General features: G+C 71.5%; 12 protein-coding genes. 7 read left to right on the forward strand and 5 right to left on the reverse strand.

Translation table 11 applies throughout. The features are described 5' to 3' along the window. Positions 1 to 51 precede the first annotated feature (51 nt). Together WMF36_RS29520 and WMF36_RS29525 are read left to right on the forward strand one after the other, a co-directional pair. Complete coding sequence (locus WMF36_RS29520) at positions 52 to 1,422, forward strand: sigma-54 interaction domain-containing protein (RefSeq protein WP_437574114.1); 1,371 nt, start codon at positions 52 to 54, stop codon at positions 1,420 to 1,422. Positions 1,423 to 1,563: 141 nt separating this feature from the next. Next, the gene (locus WMF36_RS29525) at positions 1,564 to 3,333 is read left to right on the forward strand and encodes an alpha/beta fold hydrolase (protein WP_437574115.1); all 1,770 of its coding nucleotides are present in this window, start codon (positions 1,564 to 1,566) and stop codon (positions 3,331 to 3,333) included. Positions 3,334 to 3,420: 87 nt separating this feature from the next. Here the strand turns inward: WMF36_RS29525 and WMF36_RS29530 are convergent, their stop codons facing one another. The 3 genes from WMF36_RS29530 to WMF36_RS29540 form a co-directional block, all read right to left on the reverse strand. After that, complete coding sequence (locus WMF36_RS29530) at positions 3,421 to 4,437, reverse strand: hypothetical protein (RefSeq protein ID WP_437574116.1); 1,017 nt, start codon at positions 4,435 to 4,437, stop codon at positions 3,421 to 3,423. 9 nt (positions 4,438 to 4,446) lie between these two features. Then, the gene (locus tag WMF36_RS29535; protein WP_437574117.1) at positions 4,447 to 6,360 is read right to left on the reverse strand and encodes a protein kinase domain-containing protein; all 1,914 of its coding nucleotides are present in this window, start codon (positions 6,358 to 6,360) and stop codon (positions 4,447 to 4,449) included. Between the two features lie 387 nt (positions 6,361 to 6,747). Beyond that, positions 6,748 to 7,521 (reverse strand): hypothetical protein, encoded by a 774-nt coding sequence (locus tag WMF36_RS29540; RefSeq protein ID WP_437574118.1) that lies wholly within the window; start codon positions 7,519 to 7,521, stop codon positions 6,748 to 6,750. A 307-nt stretch (positions 7,522 to 7,828) separates the two neighbouring features. On the opposite strand from WMF36_RS29540, the gene WMF36_RS29545 reads away from it, so the two are divergent. The 4 genes from WMF36_RS29545 (at position 7,829) to WMF36_RS29560 (ending at position 12,625) form a co-directional block, all read left to right on the forward strand. Then, a complete protein-coding gene (locus WMF36_RS29545; RefSeq protein WP_437574119.1) occupies positions 7,829 to 8,086 on the forward strand; it encodes a hypothetical protein in 258 nt (85 codons plus the stop codon). Positions 8,087 to 8,316: 230 nt separating this feature from the next. Further along, positions 8,317 to 9,969 carry a phospholipase D-like domain-containing protein gene (locus tag WMF36_RS29550; RefSeq protein WP_437574120.1) on the forward strand — a complete coding sequence of 551 codons (1,653 nt, stop codon included), beginning with the start codon at positions 8,317 to 8,319 and terminating at the stop codon, positions 9,967 to 9,969. Between the two features lie 169 nt (positions 9,970 to 10,138). Continuing rightward, positions 10,139 to 11,446 carry a diaminopimelate decarboxylase gene (lysA, locus tag WMF36_RS29555; protein ID WP_437574121.1) on the forward strand — a complete coding sequence of 436 codons (1,308 nt, stop codon included), beginning with the start codon at positions 10,139 to 10,141 and terminating at the stop codon, positions 11,444 to 11,446. A 444-nt stretch (positions 11,447 to 11,890) separates the two neighbouring features. Beyond that, entirely contained in the window at positions 11,891 to 12,625 is a 735-nt protein-coding gene (locus WMF36_RS29560; RefSeq protein WP_437574122.1) for a hypothetical protein, read from the forward strand. Positions 12,626 to 13,142: 517 nt separating this feature from the next. Here the strand turns inward: WMF36_RS29560 and WMF36_RS29565 are convergent. After that, positions 13,143 to 14,024, reverse strand: a complete 882-nt coding sequence (locus WMF36_RS29565) for a CPBP family intramembrane glutamic endopeptidase (protein WP_437574123.1) — start codon at positions 14,022 to 14,024, stop codon at positions 13,143 to 13,145. A gap of 47 nt (positions 14,025 to 14,071) precedes the next feature. Here WMF36_RS29565 and WMF36_RS29570 point away from each other — a divergent pair, with 47 nt between their 5' ends. Beyond that, positions 14,072 to 14,731 carry a TetR/AcrR family transcriptional regulator gene (locus tag WMF36_RS29570; protein ID WP_437574124.1) on the forward strand — a complete coding sequence of 220 codons (660 nt, stop codon included), beginning with the start codon at positions 14,072 to 14,074 and terminating at the stop codon, positions 14,729 to 14,731. 65 nt (positions 14,732 to 14,796) lie between these two features. Here WMF36_RS29570 and WMF36_RS29575 read toward each other — a convergent pair whose 3' ends face one another. Next, positions 14,797 to 16,155, reverse strand: coding sequence for an LLM class flavin-dependent oxidoreductase (locus WMF36_RS29575; RefSeq protein WP_437574125.1), 1,359 nt, complete (start codon positions 16,153 to 16,155; stop codon positions 14,797 to 14,799). Positions 16,156 to 16,314 lie beyond the last annotated feature (159 nt).

Here is a 16,314-nt window from a genome sequence, read left to right on the forward strand (position 1 = left end):
CGCCCCTACGGTGCCGCGCAACGCCATTTCGGTGGCGTCGCTCCGCGCACGATGACCGCCCCCGCCGATCGCGCCGTTCTCCTGCTCGCCGACCTCGGCGAGGCCTCGGCGCGCGCGCACACGGAGGCGACGCTCGTCCCCGCGGTGAGCGCCGTGCTCGCGCGCCACCTCCCGCTCCGGCGGCTCGATCTCCGCCGCGGCGCGGCCGCGCCGGGCGCGCCGGAGATCCGGCGCGAGGCGGGCGGCGAGACGCTCGCCGTCTTCGCGCTCCGCGACGCGGAGGGCGCCGTCGGCTGCGCCACGATGGCGCTCGGCGAGGGCGCGACGCTCGAGCTCTCGCCCGCGCTGCTCGAGGCGCTGGGCCGCCTGCTCGCCGTGGCGCTCCGGCAGGTGCAGGTCCTCGGGCGCGTCGCGGCGATCGCGCGCCGCGCGCAGGGCGAGAAGCGGGCGCTCCAGGAGGAGCTCGACCGCGTCGCGCTGCCCCGGGAGGTGGTCGCGGCGGGCCCGGCGATGCGGGCGATCTTCCAGGAGATGGTGCCGCTCGTCGCGCGGCAGGACACGACCGTGCTTGTGCGCGGGGAGACGGGCACCGGCAAGGAGGTGATCGCGCGCCGCATCCACGCGCTCTCGCGCCGCGCGGAGCGGGCGTTCCTCGCGGTGAACTGCGGCGCGCTGCCCGAGGGGCTCGTCGAGAGCGCGCTCTTCGGCCACGAGCGCGGCGCGTTCACCGGCGCCTCGGCGCGGCACCACGGGATGTTCGAGCGCGCAAACGGCGGGACGCTGCTGCTCGACGAGGTCGGCGAGCTGCCCAAGGCGGCGCAGGCGAAGCTCCTGCGCGTGCTCCAGGAGGGCGAGATCGAGCGCGTCGGCGGCGAGGGCGCGGTGCGCGTCTCGGTGCGGGTGATCGCCGCGACGCACCGGCCGCTCGAGGCCATGGTGGCGAGCGGGGCGTTCCGTGAGGACCTGTATTACCGGCTGCAGGTGTTTCCTATCGTCGTCCCCCCGCTGCGGGAGCGACCCGAGGACCTGGAGCCCCTCACGCGGGTCATCGTGGAGAAGGTCGCGGCGAGCTTCGGCCGGCCGCCGCAGCGGGTGAGCGCGGAGGCGATGGCGCGGCTGCGGGCGCACGGCTGGCCTGGTAACGTGCGGGAGCTGGAGAACGTGATCGAGCGGTCGATGGTGATGTCGACCGGGGACGAGCTCATCCTGTCAGCGCCGCTCGCCGCGGCGCCCCGCGCGGCGGGGCGCGCGATGACGTACAGGGAGGCGGCGCAGCGCTGCATCGAGGAGGCGCTGCAGGCCTCGGGCGGGAAGATCTACGGGGAGGACGGGGCGGCCGCGGCGCTCGGGCTGAAGCCGACGACGCTGCAAAGCAAGATGCGGAAGCTCGGGATCCGGAGGGCGGGGGGCGAGAAGGGCTGACTCGAGGCCAGCGCAGCCGGGCATCGACGGCCTCGCGAAGGGCGTCGTCGAGCGCGCGGGTGCGGAGCGGCGTGGCGCGAAGTTGACGGTTGCCCTTCACGTGACGTGCGGGGCTGTATCCATTCTTCAGGAGTGTCGAGCATGAGAGTGAATCTGGCCTGCGGAGCGATGGTCATCTTGCTTGCCCAGGGCATGCTGGGATGCGGTGACGAGACGGATCCCGGTGGAACGGCGTCGTCGAGCTCCTCGACGGGCAGCAGCGGCGGCAGCGGCGGCAATGGCGGTAACGGCGGCGACGGCGGCAACGGCGGGAACGGCGGCGACGGCGGCAACGGCGACGCCATCGCGTGGACTCCCTGCCCGCTCTTTACCGACGGCACCGGCGAGGACGCCGAGTGCGCCGAGATCCCCGTCCCGCTCCACTGGGACCAGCCGGAAGGCAAGACCATCACCTTCTTCGTCAAGCGGAAGCTCGCCGCGACCCAGCCGAGCCGCGGGCAGCTCTGGCTCCTGAACGGCGGGCCGGGGGCCTCAGGCGCCGATTTCGAGCCCTTGGTGCAGCTCCTCGCCGGCGTCGATCCGACGCTCGACATGTACATGCCGGACCACCGCGGCACGGGCCGCTCGAATCGCCTCGGCTGCGCGGACGGGGAGACGCCGGAGAGCGAGGCCGGGAGCTACCTCACCGACGCCGAGATGACCGCCTGTCTGCCGGCGATCAAGGCCGAGCTGGGCGACGACATCCAGGGATTCACCGTCACGAACGCCGCGCGCGACGTCGGCGAGATCATCGAGCGGACGCGCGCCCCGGGCGGCGAGGTCATCGTCTTCGGCGGCTCTTACGGCACGATCTGGGGTCACCGCTATCTCCAGCTCTACCCCGACCAGCCGACAGGCGCGTCGCTCGCCGGGCTGGCCGTCAACTCGCACCTCTCGGATATCGATGTCTGGCTCAACGACCTCGGCCAGCGTGTCATGGACCTCTGCGGCGCCGACCCGTCCTGCTCGGACAAGCTCGGCGCCGACCCGTGGGCGACGATGACCGGGACCCTCGACGCGTTCGAGGAAGGGGCCTGCCCGGAGGTGGCCGCGCTCGGCTATGACCGGCAGCTCTTCCAGACGTGGTTCGCGCAGATCCTCTATCAATGGGCGCCGCGGCCGCTCATCCCCGCGCTGATCTACCGGCTGGACCGGTGCTCTCCCGCCGACGTCGCCGTGTTCACGCACCTCGCGGGGCTCCTGCTCGCGCCTCTCCCCGAACCGCTCCCGGCGAGCCTGCGGTTCTTCTCGCCGGTGCTCCGCAACAACATCATGCTGTCGGAGCTCTGGGCCGACCCGCCTCCGTCCGTGTCCGAGACGCAGGAGTTTCTCGCCCAGGCCAACGTGGTCATCGGGCTGACGGACGACGCCGCCGCCATCCGCGAGAGCTGGCCGCGCTACACCCCCGACGCGTACGCAGGGCAGTGGGCCACGACGAGCGTGCCCCTGCTGCTCCTCCACGGGGAGCTCGACTTCATCCCGAGCGCGATACCGGAGGCCGTCGAGAGCCACTTCACCGGCCCGAACCAGACCTTCGTGATGCTGCCGCGGGCGCCCCACGGCCTCGAGAGCCCGACCGACCTCATGGGCGGCTCGTGCGACCGGGAGCTCCTGCTCCAGTTCCTCGCCGATCCCGAGGCGACGCTGGACACGTCGTGCACGGAGCAGGTCCTGCCCCTGGAATTCAGCGTCGATCCGGGCCTGAGCGCCGCCTACCTCGGCACGGAGGACGCCTGGGAGGGCGATCCGAGCGCGGAGCGGCGCGCGCCCGGGGCGTCGTCGTCCGAGCACGATCGCGCGATCGCGCGCATGCGCGAGGCCCTGCACGACCCGGGCAAGGGCCGCGCCCTGCCGCGCCCGCGGCTCCCCTGAGCTGCGCTCCGCTGGCCCTCCCCTCCCCCGACGTTGAGCGCGGCGTGGCCACGCCTCGTTCGCAGTTACACCGCCGATTTCCAGCCATCAGAAGGTGGTTTGCAGGCCTATCGCTCCAGGCCCGAGCACCGGGGTCAGCGCCGCGCGCGAGCCCGCCGTCGGGCCCCGGGGTGGCAGCATCAGCAGGCCGGCGACGCCGACGCCAGCGCCGACGGCGAGGACCGCGAAGCCGACGTTGGAGATGTTGGCCAGCGTGTTGGCCGTGCTGAGCTCGCCGCGCCGGCTCGGAGGGCATCGGTCGTCCGGACACGCCTCGGCGAGCGCCCCGGACTTCGAGAGCGTGAGTGCGCCCGCGACGGCCCCGACCACCAGGCCGACCGCGCCGACGCTGAACCCCGTGGTCATCAGCACCGTCCCGGTGCTTCCCGCCTGCGGCTTCGACGCGGGCGCCGGCCCCGCCGCGCGCGGCGCCAGCGCGCCCGGCGGCGCGCCGGCGGGACCCAGCGCAGCGGGGGGCGCGTCCTCCAGCGCCGGGACGGTGACGACGATCGTGGCGCGCTCGGGCGGCACCTCGACGTCGGTCGACCACGCCCTCTTCCCCGGCGCCGCAGCGGCGACGCGGTGCTGGCCTGGATCGATGGGGAACGGCGCGTTCAGGGCAGCGCCGTTCAGCGGCTCGCCGTCGAGGGTGAGGCGCAGGCTCGCGGGCGGCGCAGCCATCCTGACCTCGAGCCGCGCGAGCCGCTTCTCCAGCGCCTCGCGCTGCGCGCGCGCGAAGCCCTCGCGGTCCTTCCGGCCTTCGCGCCGCGCGACCTCCTCCACCGAGCTCAGCTCGGCCCAGGCGGTCGCGAGCTTCCCCACCTTCTCGTGACAGACGGCGAGGTTGAGGAGCGTCCCGGGCTTCGGCTCGATGCGCTGGCTCTCCTCGAACTTGTCGCAGGCCTCGGGATACTTCCCCTCCTTGAAGAGGTCGCGCCCCTGTCGAAAGAGCACCTCGGCCACGGGCTTGACCGCGCGTTGCGCGCGCTGCGCCGACGCCGCGCTCGACAGCGCGACGGCCCCGAGCAGCACGCCGGAGCCGAGGAACGAGAGCCCTCGCTTCATGTTCCCGGCTCACTCACGCTGGTCGAGGAGCCTCTCCACGTGACCCTGGCGCAACCCCCCGGCGCGCGGGGTCGCGGCGCGCGGGGTCGCGGGGCGCGAGGTCGCGGTGCGCGGCGGCGCGGCCCCCGAAGCCGCTGCGGCAGCCGAGGCGAGCGGCGGCGGCGCTGCGGCAGCCGAGGCGAGCGGCGGCGGCGCGGCGGTGGCCGAGGCGAGCGGCGGCAGCGCTGGCGCGGCGGTGGCCGAGGCGAGCGGCGGCGGCGCTGGCGCGGCGGCGGCCGAGGCGAGCGCCACGGCGCTCGAGCCGTCCAGCGGTGGGAGCCGGGAGGGACGCCCGGCCGCCCACATCCACGTCGCGGCGAGGAGCCCCGCGGCGGTCGCGACCAGGAGCTTCCAGCGCCTCGCCGCCGCCGCCCGTGCGGCCGGAGCGCTCGACGGCGCCTCGACGGCGGCCAGCTCGCGCAGCGACGAGCGATCCTCCGCGTCCGCTCCTCGCACCGGGTCCACCGCCCCGGCGGGCGGCCCTGCCGGGGGGAGGGTCGCGCCTCCAGGGCTCGCCATCGGCCCGGCCGTGCTCTCGGCGACCGCGATGGCCGAGCCCCCGGGCGCGATCGAGGGCTCCGGCGTCGGGACGGTACCGGCGTCCGAGCAGCGGTCCGGCGCCCAGCTCCCGCCGGTCGCCGAGGGCCCTGTCTCGAAGGGAACGCCCGTCTCCAGGGTGGTCGCGTCCTCCCTCGCCGCAGGCGCGAGCCCCGGGCTCCACGTCGCGCTCACCGGCACCACATCCTCGGTGGCCGGAGCCCCCCCTCCCCGCGTCCACATCGCGCTCGCCGGCGCCACATCCTCGGTGGCCGAAGGCTCCATGGCCGATGACGCCAGCCCCGACGTCCACGTCGCGCTCGCCGGCGCCACAACCTCGGTCGTCGAGCGCGTCTCTCCCGGACCCCGCGTCTCGACCGGGGGCGCCGAGACGGGCTCCTCCGGCGCGAGGCCCCGCGTGAGCCCGATCCGGCGCGCGGCGTCCAGCAGCGCGGCGACTGCCCTGCTCGCGCTCGGAGGCCTGTCGCCCGCGCGCTTCTCGAGCATCGCGAGCACCGGCAGGTCGAGCTCGGGCGGCAGATCGGCGCAGACGCTCGACATCCGCGGCGGAGGATCCGATACGTGCTTGTACATCACCTCCACGGCGGACTCCCCGGTGAACAGGGACTTTCCCGTCAGCATCTTGTGAATCATCACGCCGAGCGCATAGATGTCCGCGGGCGGCCCGATCCGCTGCCCGCGCGCTTGCTCGGGCGCCATGTACTGCGGCGTGCCCAGCACGACCCCGGTGCTCGTCTCCTCCGAGCCGTCCGCGAGCTTCGCGATCCCGAAGTCGAGCAGCTTCGGGAACCAGGTCCCGTCGCGCTCCGCCGCGAGGAAGACGTTGTCGGGCTTCAGATCCCGGTGCGTGATCCCCGCCTCGTGCACGGCGTCGAGCGCGTCGGCGATGCCCCGCAGGATGGGGACGATCGTCGGGAACGGCAGCCGCCTCCTGCGCCGGCACAGCTCGCCCAGCGTGAGGCCGTCGAGCAGCTCCATGACGAAGTAGTGCCGCTGCAGCTCCTGGAGCACGCCGAAGGAGAAGATATCGATGATGTTGCGCTGGCGGATCCGGTTCACCGCGCGCGCCTCGGCGACGAACCTGGCGACGGCCTGAGGCTGCGCGGCAAAATACCCGTTCAGGACCTTGATGGCGACCTGCTTGCCGATGATCGGGTGCTCGCCGGCGTAGACCTCTCCAAACGTGCCTGCGCCGAGCTTCCGCTCGATGCGGTACTCGCCGACCATGGTGTGCGCCGCGAGGAGCGGCTCGGCGGGGAGGCTCAGGTCCGTGTGCAGCAGCGGATTGCCGTCTGCCGGACACGCCGTCACATCCTCATCGTACACCGCACCGCACTTGGGGCACCTCGCCATACTGAGCCATGGAAGCTAGGGGTCGCGTGGTCCCGGCTGCCCCCACGCGGGGCAAGTCGTCATGCAAAGCCCTAGAATATCGGGGTCGCGTGGTCTTGGCTACCCCTATCCCCGGCGCCGCCGGGCGCTGTTCTCATCGCGCTCATCGCGCCGCCGGGCCCTGCGGGACGCGCAGGTGGCGCATGCCCGCCGCGTCCACGCCGCAGCGCGGCGCGCGCGGCGCGGCGCGGCGCGTGGCAGGGGTCCTATCCGAGCATGAAGGCGGGGAGGCGAGAAGAAAAGCTCAATGATCTTCCCACGTTCCCGCCTTCATGGGAGCTCTCTCCGGGCCAACGCGACCCCGCCCGGCGCCCGCATGGATCACTGGCATACCTGCGACATGCACGAGCACGAGCTCCCGCACTCCTGATCGATGATGGTGGTCTCGAGGAGGCAAGCAGTGATGCAAATATTCGTCCCACATTCAAATTTCACGTTGCTCGCGCACCCTGACCGGCCGCACTCGAGATAACACGGGCCGTCATGGCTGCATCGCATGAGCAGGCCTTGACACCCGCCGTCGCCGCAGACGACCTCGCACGGGTGCGGCCCTATGCAGACCACGCGGATGTTGTTGCACTGGCCGTTGCACTCGAGCCTCGCCGGGCGCTCCTTCGCGTCGAGCATCCGGTCCCCGACGCACTCGCCTTCGGTGTCGCACCGGGTGACGCACTTGCCCCCTTCGCAGTGCTCGCAGCCGTCGCACGGGGCCGGATCGGAAGGGCTCGCCCCGCACGCCATGCACGTCGCGGTCATCGTGTCGCAGACCGCGGCGTCGACGCAGCCGTCGAAGATCGAGCAGCTCGTGGCGCACGCCGTCCCGCTCAGGTCGCAGGCGTAGGACCCGCAGCTCCTCGGCTCGGCGGAGCACGTCCCGTCGCCCCTGCAGGTGCCCGGAGGCGTGACCGTGCCGTCCTCGCACGTCCCGCCGCACCGGGTACCCACCGGCCCACAGTCGCCGATGACGCCGCCCGCCGACGGATCGACGTTCATCCCGTCGATGCCCGAGACGAGCTGGCAGCCCACCGCCGTGAGGCTCACGATCAGCGCCAGCGCGCCGCGGGCAGCAAGCGCCCTCAAGTCGAGGTCGTTCATCCTGGCGTAGAGTTCAGCCCAGAGGAGCGCCCCGGACAAGCTCGACCTTCAGCGTCCGAGCGACCGAGCCGCCGAGCTCGGTCGTGGTGGATTTTTCTTCCCTGGGTCCACGCCGCGGCGCGACGGACCCGCTCCGCCGCCCTCTTCCAGGCGCGATCGCCGGCGAGCCGACCGAGGCGAGCGTGGACGCGCTTGCCCCCCCGTGCGGCCGGCACCATAGCCGACGGGCCGCGCGCTGGCGCGCGACAGCGCGAGATCCGAGCCGCGATGAGGACGTGCCCGTGATCTCGGCATGAAGGTAGATGCGATGCCGTACTTTGTTTTCCGGAATTTCCCCGACGATACGCCGATCCCCGATGACTGCTACAGCTGCGACGGTGCACCGGACTGGGCGGCGTTGCTGGAGTGGATATGCCCCGACCTCTCGCCCGATGAGGCGGAGCGGCTCGCCGCCGTCGGCGAGGCGAGCGGAGACCGGCTGGACATCGCGAGCCTGAAGCGGCTCATCGAGGAGCACGCGACACCGCAGGCGCGCGGTGAGGAGCGCCCGGACGCGACGACGTGAAGGCGCGACGGCGGCAAGACGTGAAGACGTGAAGACGTGAAGAACCGATGCTAAGGCAAGGACCCGAGAGGCCTGCCGCGGAGCGAACGTGATGACTTGGTGTCAAGCGTCTGACGTGCTCATCTCGGCAGCGAGGCCGCGCCGTTTCCTGCGCGTGGGGCCCGATACTCCGACCCTCGGCCGCTGCGATGCCCTGGCAGGGCGCCTCGCGCGTCGCTAAGGAGGGGGCGATGGCGAAGATCATCGACCCTCAACGTCACACGTGGTGTAGCACCCCGGTGGACAGCTTCGGCCTGCTGGTCGATGCCGACGAGTATTACCCCGAGTTCTACCGGGTCGCGTCCGGGGCGCGGCGCTACGTGCTCCTCGCCGGCTGGCAGTTCGACAGCGACGTCGCCCTGCTCCGCGGCGGGCGGGAGGCGGGGGTGTCAGGCCCGATCACCCTGCTCAAGTTCCTGGACCACCTCTGCGAGATCACCCCGGATCTCCAGATCTTCATCCTGGCCTGGGACTTCCACCTCGTGTTCGCGCTCGAGCGCGAGTGGCTCCAGCAGCTCGTCTTCGAGTGGACGAACCATCGCCTGCACTTCCTCTTCGACTCCACCCACGTCGAGCGCGCCTCGCACCACCAGAAGTTCGTGGTCGTCGACGGCGAGCTCTCCTTTCTCGGCGGCCTCGACCTCTGCGACCACCGCTGGGACGACCGCAGCCACACGAACAAGAACCCGCTCCGCGTCAGCCGCGGAGAGCCGCACAAGCCGTTTCACGACGTCCAGGCCTACGTGCGCAGCCGCGAGGTCGCCCGGGCGCTGACCGAGATCTTCACGGATCGCTGGCGGCGCGCCGGCGGCGTGGCCATGACGCTGCCGGACCTCGAGGCGGCCGAGCCGACGTTCCCCGACTACCGGCCCGAGGGCGGCATCCCCCTCGCGGCGCGGCACGTGACGCTGAGCCGCACCGATCCGCACGGCGCGCCCACCGGCGCTCCGCACTGCACCGAGATACGCGAGCTCTACCTCGATGCCATCGACGCCGCCGAGCGCTTCATCTACATCGAGACGCAGTACTTCAGCTCTCACGTGATCGCCGAGGGGATCGTGCGGCGGATGCGCGCCGAGGGCCGGCCGCTCCTCGACGTGGTGCTCGTGCTGAACATGGAGGCCGAGACGATGAAGGAGCAGATCGCCGTCGGGCTCTCCCAGGCCAAGGTGCTCGGCACGCTGCGCGAGGCGGCGGCCGAGACCGGCCACCGTCTCGGCGTCTACTACACCCTGCCGGCGTGCGGCGAGGACGAGACGGCCGAGCGCGCCACGTACATCCATTCCAAGGTGATGATCGTCGACGACCGCTTCCTCACGGTGGGCTCCGCCAACCTGACGAACCGCAGCCTCTCGATCGACACGGAGATCAACGCCTCGGCCGAGACCGACGATCCCGACGACGCGCTGGGCCGCTCGATCCGCAGGGCGCGCGCGTCGCTCATCGGCGAGCACCTCGGCGACACCGCGTTCGACCAGGTGGACGACCTCGTCGCGTACCTCGACGGGCTGGCGAGCCCCGCGATCGGGCCGCGCGCGCCGGGGAGCTCGTGCCGGCTGAGGCTCCACCCCTCGCCGACGGCGGACGAGCGCGCCCTGCTCGAGGTGATCGACCCGCATCAGCTGCCGTTCGACCCCGCCGCGGTCGAGGACATCGACCAGCGCAACGGCTCGCTCTTCGTGGGCGGGCTCGGCACGCTCTGGCGCCACCTCTTCAGCAGCCGCAGAGAGGCCGGCCGCAGCGGCACAGGCCACAGCGACGCCGGCCGCAGCGACGCGAGCCACAGCGACGCCGGCAGCGGCGACGCAGGCCGCAGCGACGCGAGCCACAGCGACGCCACGTAGCCGCACAGGCGGCGCTCCGCGCCCGCGGAGGGACGGAGCGCGCTGCAGGGCCGCGCCGCCCGCACCGTTGCCGGCCGCCGGTGGCATATGGTATGCTGGTGTACTGTAAACCTGCAGCCAGTTCCTTCGGGTTGTCTCTCGAAGTGGAAGCGTTGACGCGACGAGGAGTATGCAAGAGGCAGAGATCAAGATCGGGGGCATTTCGGTGCGCGACCTCGCGGAGCAGTACGGCACGCCGCTCTATGCCTACGACGCCGAGCGCATCCGGGAGAACTTCCGTCGACTCACGCGCGCGCTGAGCAGCTGTTACCCGGAGGTGTCCGTCTTCTACGCCATCAAGGCGTGCAACAACCTGGAGATAGCGAAGCTCCTGGTCGAACAGGGCTCCGGCGTGGACGCCGCGAGCCCTAACGAGATCCGCCTGGCGCAGGCGCTCGGGCTCTCGGGCGAGCAGATCATCTACACGGGCAACAGCCTCTCGGACGACGACCTGACCGCGGGGCTGCGCGCCGGTGTGATCTTCAACGTGGATGACCACGGCATCCTGCAGCGCCTGTTCTCGCTCGGGCGGCCGCGCTGCATGTCCTTCAGGATCAACCCGAGCGGCGAGGACATCGCGACGCCCGATCTGAAGCCGTTCGCGGGCCCGTCCGCGAAGTTCGGGATCCACCCGCGCTACGTGGAGGAGGCCTACCGCACCGCGCTGGAGAACGGGGTCGAGCGGCTCGGGGTGCACATGATGCCTCACTCGCAGGCGAACAAGCCGGAGAGCTTCGCGCACGTCACCGGCAAGCTGCTCGACCTGATCGGTCCGGTCGCCCGGAAGCTCGGCTTCGACCTCGCGTTCCTGGACATCGGCGGCGGGCTCGGCATCCCCTACCGCAGGGAGCAGCCGACGCTCGACGTGGACGCGGTCGCCCGCGAGATCGCCGCGATGGTGCAGAAGAAGTGCGCCGAGCACGGCCTGAAGGCGCCCCGCCTCGTCATGGAGCCGGGGCGCTACTTCGTCGGGGACGCGGGCTACGTGCTCGGGCGGGTGATCTCGATCAAGCAGGGATACCGGACGATCATCGGCACCGACATCTCGATGAACACGATGGCGCGGCCGGTGATGTACGGCGCTTACCACGAGGTGCGGATCAACGGCCGCCGCGGCCAGACCGCCCCGATGGCGATGACGGGCCAGGTCTGCGAGAACACCGATATGTGGATCAGCGAGCGCGAGTTCCCCGCGGACGTCGCCGAGGGGGACGTGGTCGTCCTGATGGACGCCGGCGCGTACGGCCACGTGATGAGCTACGACTACAACGGCCGGCTGCGACCGGCCGAGGTGCTCATCGACGGCGGGCGGAGCCGGCTCATCCGGCGGCGCGACACGTTCGAGGACATGGTCTCGCGGATGTGCCTGTCCGACGACATCAAGGAGCGGCTGCGCACGACCGCGGCGGAGCCGGCGGGCGCGACCGGCCGCGGCTGAGCCGCGACGCCGGGTGACCGCACGGACGCGGGCAAGGCGCGTCCCGCATGCGGTAGGCTTCCGGCCCTGGCGTCGAGGGGCTCGAGCGGCTCGCCGCCGAGGTGGCCGAGGACGCGATGGCCGTCGCGCGCTCGCCGCCGGCAGATCGACGAAAACTGGTCCACGCCGATCAAGCGCCGGAACATGGATCGGGACGGTGCCCGTCGTCCCGACTCGATGATCCCCAAGAACGCTCGTCCCTCCGGCATTCCCAGGCCGCCTCCACACCCGGCCACCGTCGCGCAGCCCAGGCGGCCCATGCCCGGGATCGCCCCACGACCCCCGCACGCGGCCACGATCGCGATGCGCCGGGCCGCGCCGGCCGGAACAGCCATGCTGCCGCCGCACCCGGCAAAGCCTGCGGCGACGAAGCCCGGTCCGGCCGGCGGACGGTCGCTCCAGCGGATGGATCAACGGGAACGCCCGCTCCACGAGCTGATCTGGGACGTGCTCGACACCGACGAGCTCTCCAGTGATGAAAAGTCGCGCCTCGTCTCGGCGTACAAGAACGACGGAGAGAGCGCGTTCTGGCGCGAGTACAGCTCGATCGTGAGCAGTCGGACGTACCAGTACGAGAAGAAGGTGGTCAACGAGGGGAGGACCGGACCGATCATCAACCACTCGAGCTCGGACGCGGTCAAGCTGTCCAACGACGTCCTCAAGCTGGCGAAGGTGAAGACGCAGGGCGGGAACCCGAAATGGGTGGCCGGCTGGCTCTCCGGCCCGGTGGGCGAGCTCGGAATCGAGATCGGAGAGAACAAAGAGTTCTCCTCCAAGTTTTCGCTCATCGGGGACGACGCCGAGATCGTGGTCTCTAAGGACGACGGCGAGGTGGGCGTGCTCTCGTCGGCGCTCGCCATCCTACGGCAGAAGCCGCTGCCGGTCGTCCAGCTCATCATCTTGGGTCCCTATGGTCCGTGCGACGGGTGCAAGCGGCGAATCCTGCGGTTCGTCCAGTTGGTCCTCGAGATTGGGCAGGTCAAACATGTGGTCGTCCATTACCTGTATGGTCGGGTGCTGGAGAAGTACCGGGGCGACGAGAAGATCAAATCGCAGACCACCTACGGCAGTGAAACCGATGTGGCAATCGAGTACAAGGGAGTCCAGTTCCGTATCCACACCTGGGAGGGAAAGAACTGAAGTCTCCCGCCACGGCCATCGCTCGGCCGCCGCAGGGCCGCCGATGTGCAGCGACCTCGCTGACTTCTCGTATACGTGGGCGGCGCCGTTCACATTCGTCTGCATCGATCACTCGCAGCTGGCGATGTCACCCGGGATGGTCGACGGTGCTGGTCTTCGTCGGGCTGCCCCTCGTACCTAGAACACCAATCATGTTGAAACCGGGAGAAATTTCACAGGGAGGCGGGGAGGCGGGGAGGAAGAAAAAAAAGAATCTCTCCCTCTCGCCGTCTCTCGCTCCCCGCCTCCTCGCCTCCCTGTGAAATTTCTGCTTTTTTTCGGGGTTACAACCCGTTTGTCGCTCTAGCTCCAGCGGTCGGCTGTGTATGCGTCGTAGAGCCTGAGGGTCACCTCTGGGGTGGCCTCGTCTCCGAAGGTGTCGACCGCGGCCCAGATCGGCGTGGGCACCGGCGGTGAACGGTGAACGCCGGCGATCACGTGGCCGCGGTCTTCACCGATCGGACTCGGGACGCGATGATCACCGACACCAGGTCAGCAGCAGCGTGAAGATGGTGAGATCGGCGGCGACGTGCGCCACGTACGGCGCGAGGAGGCCGCCCGCGCGGCGCCGGATCACGCCGAGCATCACCGCGTAGATCGCCGCCAGGGCGACGCCGACCGCCCCGCTCGGGAAGCCGTTCAGGTGGAGGAGCCCGAAGGCAGCCGCCTGGACGAGCACCGCGGTCCAGCCGGAGGTCGTGACGGCGTCCAGCGATTCGAGGAACACCAGGCGGAAGACCGCCTCCTCGAGGAACGCGTTGAACAGCGCGAACCCCAGGCCGCCGAGGAGCAACAGCGGCAGCGAGACAGGCGGCATCAGGGCCCGAATCTGCGACAGATCGGGCCGCATCAGCCGGACCCAGAGCACGAGCGCGAGCCCCGAGACGACGGCGACCGCCGCGACCCACCCGAGGATCACGGGCCCGAGCGCCCCGCGCCGCGGCCGCGGCGCCGACGACCGGAGCGCCGGCACGGCGCGTGCGAGCAGCGCATATACAACGAGCGGCGCGACCAGCGAGATCGGCCAGGGCACGACGAGCCCCGCCGCCGCGGGCGCGAGCGTGAGCACCGCGAGGAGCGGCGCGTGCAGCGCCGCGCGGCCCGACGCGCGCGCCGTGACGAGCAGGGACGCGAGCGCGACGCCGAAGCAGGCCAGGCCGAGGACGCGGTCCGCCGCGGCAAACGGGTACGCGCCGTAGGCGAGCGTCGCGGCAGCGACCGCGACGAGCCCCGACCAGCCAAGGCGAGGCGCGCCCGCTCGCCCGGCGGCTTCACCGACCGCCACAGCGCCGAGCGGCGCCGCGCCGGGCTGCTCGTTCTGCCCGATCTGGCCGAGCCGCTCCCAAAGTTGAGCTTTCACTCTGATATAGTCGAGCTTTAGCTCAGTTTGTCAAGTACACTCGGCGCGTGGCCACGAAGCGCAAGAAGCCGCCGTCGACCGCGCCCCGCCGGGTCCCGCTGCAGGCGAGGAGCCAGCGGCGCAGGGAGCAGATCCTCGACGCGACGGCGGCGCTGCTCGCGTCCCGCGGGCTCGACGCGGTCACCACCAACGCCATCGCGGCGCGGGCGCGGACGTCCATCGGCTCGGTCTACGAGTTCTTCCCGAACAAGGAGGCCGTGCTCCACGCGCTGACGGGGCGTTACCTGGAGCGGCTGCAGGCACGGACCGAGGCCGTGCTGGCCGAGGCGCCGCCGGGCCCATGGCGCGAGCTGACCGAGCGCTGGATCGACGCGCTCGCGGCGTTCTACCGCACGGAGCCGGGCTATCGGGAGCTGTGGTTCGGCGCGCAGCTCTCCGGCGCGCAGCTCTCGACGGGCGTTGCGTGGGGGGACGAGTTCTCGGCGCGCGTCGAGGCGATCCTCTCGCCGCTGACGCCGGCGCTCGCGCCTGCCGAGCGGCGCGTCGTCGCGCGGAGCACGCTGTACATCGCCTCGACGCTGCTCGCCCTCGCCACGCAACAGGACGAGCAGCAGGGCGCTCTTTACGTCGAGGAGGCGAAAAAGGCGGTCTGTCGCTACCTCGCGCCCAGCATCGAGCCGGCGGGCCGGCCGGGGGAGAGCGCGTGACGCGGTGGGGCGCGCTCACGATGCGTCGCTCGCGGCGACGCGCCCCTCGCGCGGAGGACGCGGCTTCAGGCCGCCGACGCCCGGGGCTTCGCCGCGGCCGCGTGGCGGTTCGCCGGCCGCGCCAGCCCGAGGTTCTCCCGCAGCGTGCGTCCCTCGTACTCCGTTCGGAACAACCCCCGCCGCCGCAGCTCCGGGATCACCAGATCGACGAAGTCGTCGAGCCCGCCCGGGAGCCACGGCGGCATCACGTTGAACCCGTCGGCGCCGCCCTGCGTGAACCACGCCTCCAGCTGGTCCGCGATCTGCTCCACCGAGCCGACGAGCGTCCAGTGTCCGCGCGCTCCCGCCACCCAGAGATAAAGCTCGCGGATGGTGAAGTTGCGCTTGCGGGCGATGTCGAACATCAGCGCTTGCCGGCTCTTGTTGTTGTTGGTCTCCGGCAGATCGGGCAGCGGACCGTCCACCGGGTACCCCGACAGATCGATCCCGCCCGACAGGCCCGAGAGCAGCGACAGGCCGACCTCCGGCAAGATGAGGTCCTGCAGCTCCTGGTACTTCGCCCTGGCCTCCGACTCCGTCCGGGCGACCACGGGGAACACCCCCGGCATGATCTTCAGCTGGTCGGGGTGGCGACCGTACCTGGCCATCCGACCCTTGACGTCGGCGTAGAAGGCCTGCGCGTCCTCCAGCGTTTGCTGCGCGGTGAAGATCACCTCGGCCGTCTCCGCCGCGAGCTCCCTGCCCGCCTCCGACGATCCCGCCTGCACGATCACCGGGTGCCCCTGGGGCGGACGCGGGATGTTGAGCGGCCCTCGAACGGAGAAGAACTTCCCCTTGTGATCGAGCCTGTGCAGCTTGTCCGGGTCGTAGTAGGCCCCCGACGCCTTGTCGCGGAGGAAGGCGTCGTCCTCCCAGCTGTCCCAGAGGCCGGTGACCACGTCGACGAACTCGCGCGCCCGGGCGTACCGCTGCGCATGGTCGGGGTGGGCGTCGAGCCCGAAGTTCCCCGCCGCCTCGCCCCCACCGGTGGTGACCACGTTCCACCCTGCCCGCCCCTGGCTGAGGTGGTCCAGCGAGGCGAACTTGCGGGCCAGCAGGTAAGGCTCCTCGTACGTGGTCGACGCCGTGGCGATGAAGCCGATGCGCTCGGTGACGGCCGCGAGCGCGGAGAACAGGGTGACCGGCTCGAAGCTGGCCCCGTAGGCGGTGCGGCCCTGCGCCCCCGGCCGGTTCTGCAGCGCGAGCCCGTCCGCGAGGAACACGGCGTCGAACCTGGCCCGCTCCGCCGTCTGCGTGATGCGCTTGTAATGACCGAAGCGGATGCCTCCGTCGGCCTGCGCTTGCGGATGCCGCCAGGCGGCCACGTGGTGTCCTGCGCCAGGTAAGAAGGCGCCCAAACGGATCTGCCGCGGATTGTCGCTCATGGGTTGTCCTCGGTCTCGGTGCTGGCGCCCGCGGGCGGACATGCCGCCGCGCGAGCGCCGTGCGCGCTGTGCGCGCCCTGCGTGCCCTACGTGCCCTGCCCTGAGCGCAAGCGGCGTGCCCGGGAGCGGGACCACGGGCGCGCCCGTGGAGAGCGAGGC

The organism is Sorangium sp. So ce887, assembly GCF_051521455.1.
Taxonomy (GTDB): Bacteria; Myxococcota_A; Polyangia; order Polyangiales; family Polyangiaceae; genus Sorangium.

Bases quoted from the DNA above. Each gene is read 5' to 3' on its own strand.
- WMF36_RS29545 (WP_437574119.1), top strand. From the start codon at position 7,829: ATGCCGTACTTTGTTTTCCGGAATTTCCCCGACGATACGCCGATCCCC.
- WMF36_RS29550 (WP_437574120.1), top strand. From the start codon at position 8,317: ATGGCGAAGATCATCGACCCTCAACGTCACACGTGGTGTAGCACCCCG.
- WMF36_RS29530 (WP_437574116.1), bottom strand. From the start codon at position 4,437: ATGAAGCGAGGGCTCTCGTTCCTCGGCTCCGGCGTGCTGCTCGGGGCC.
- WMF36_RS29520 (WP_437574114.1), top strand. From the start codon at position 52: ATGACCGCCCCCGCCGATCGCGCCGTTCTCCTGCTCGCCGACCTCGGC.
- lysA (WP_437574121.1), top strand. From the start codon at position 10,139: ATGCAAGAGGCAGAGATCAAGATCGGGGGCATTTCGGTGCGCGACCTC.
- WMF36_RS29560 (WP_437574122.1), top strand. From the start codon at position 11,891: ATGGATCAACGGGAACGCCCGCTCCACGAGCTGATCTGGGACGTGCTC.
- WMF36_RS29525 (WP_437574115.1), top strand. From the start codon at position 1,564: ATGAGAGTGAATCTGGCCTGCGGAGCGATGGTCATCTTGCTTGCCCAG.
- WMF36_RS29575 (WP_437574125.1), bottom strand. From the start codon at position 16,155: ATGAGCGACAATCCGCGGCAGATCCGTTTGGGCGCCTTCTTACCTGGC.
- WMF36_RS29540 (WP_437574118.1), bottom strand. From the start codon at position 7,521: ATGAACGACCTCGACTTGAGGGCGCTTGCTGCCCGCGGCGCGCTGGCG.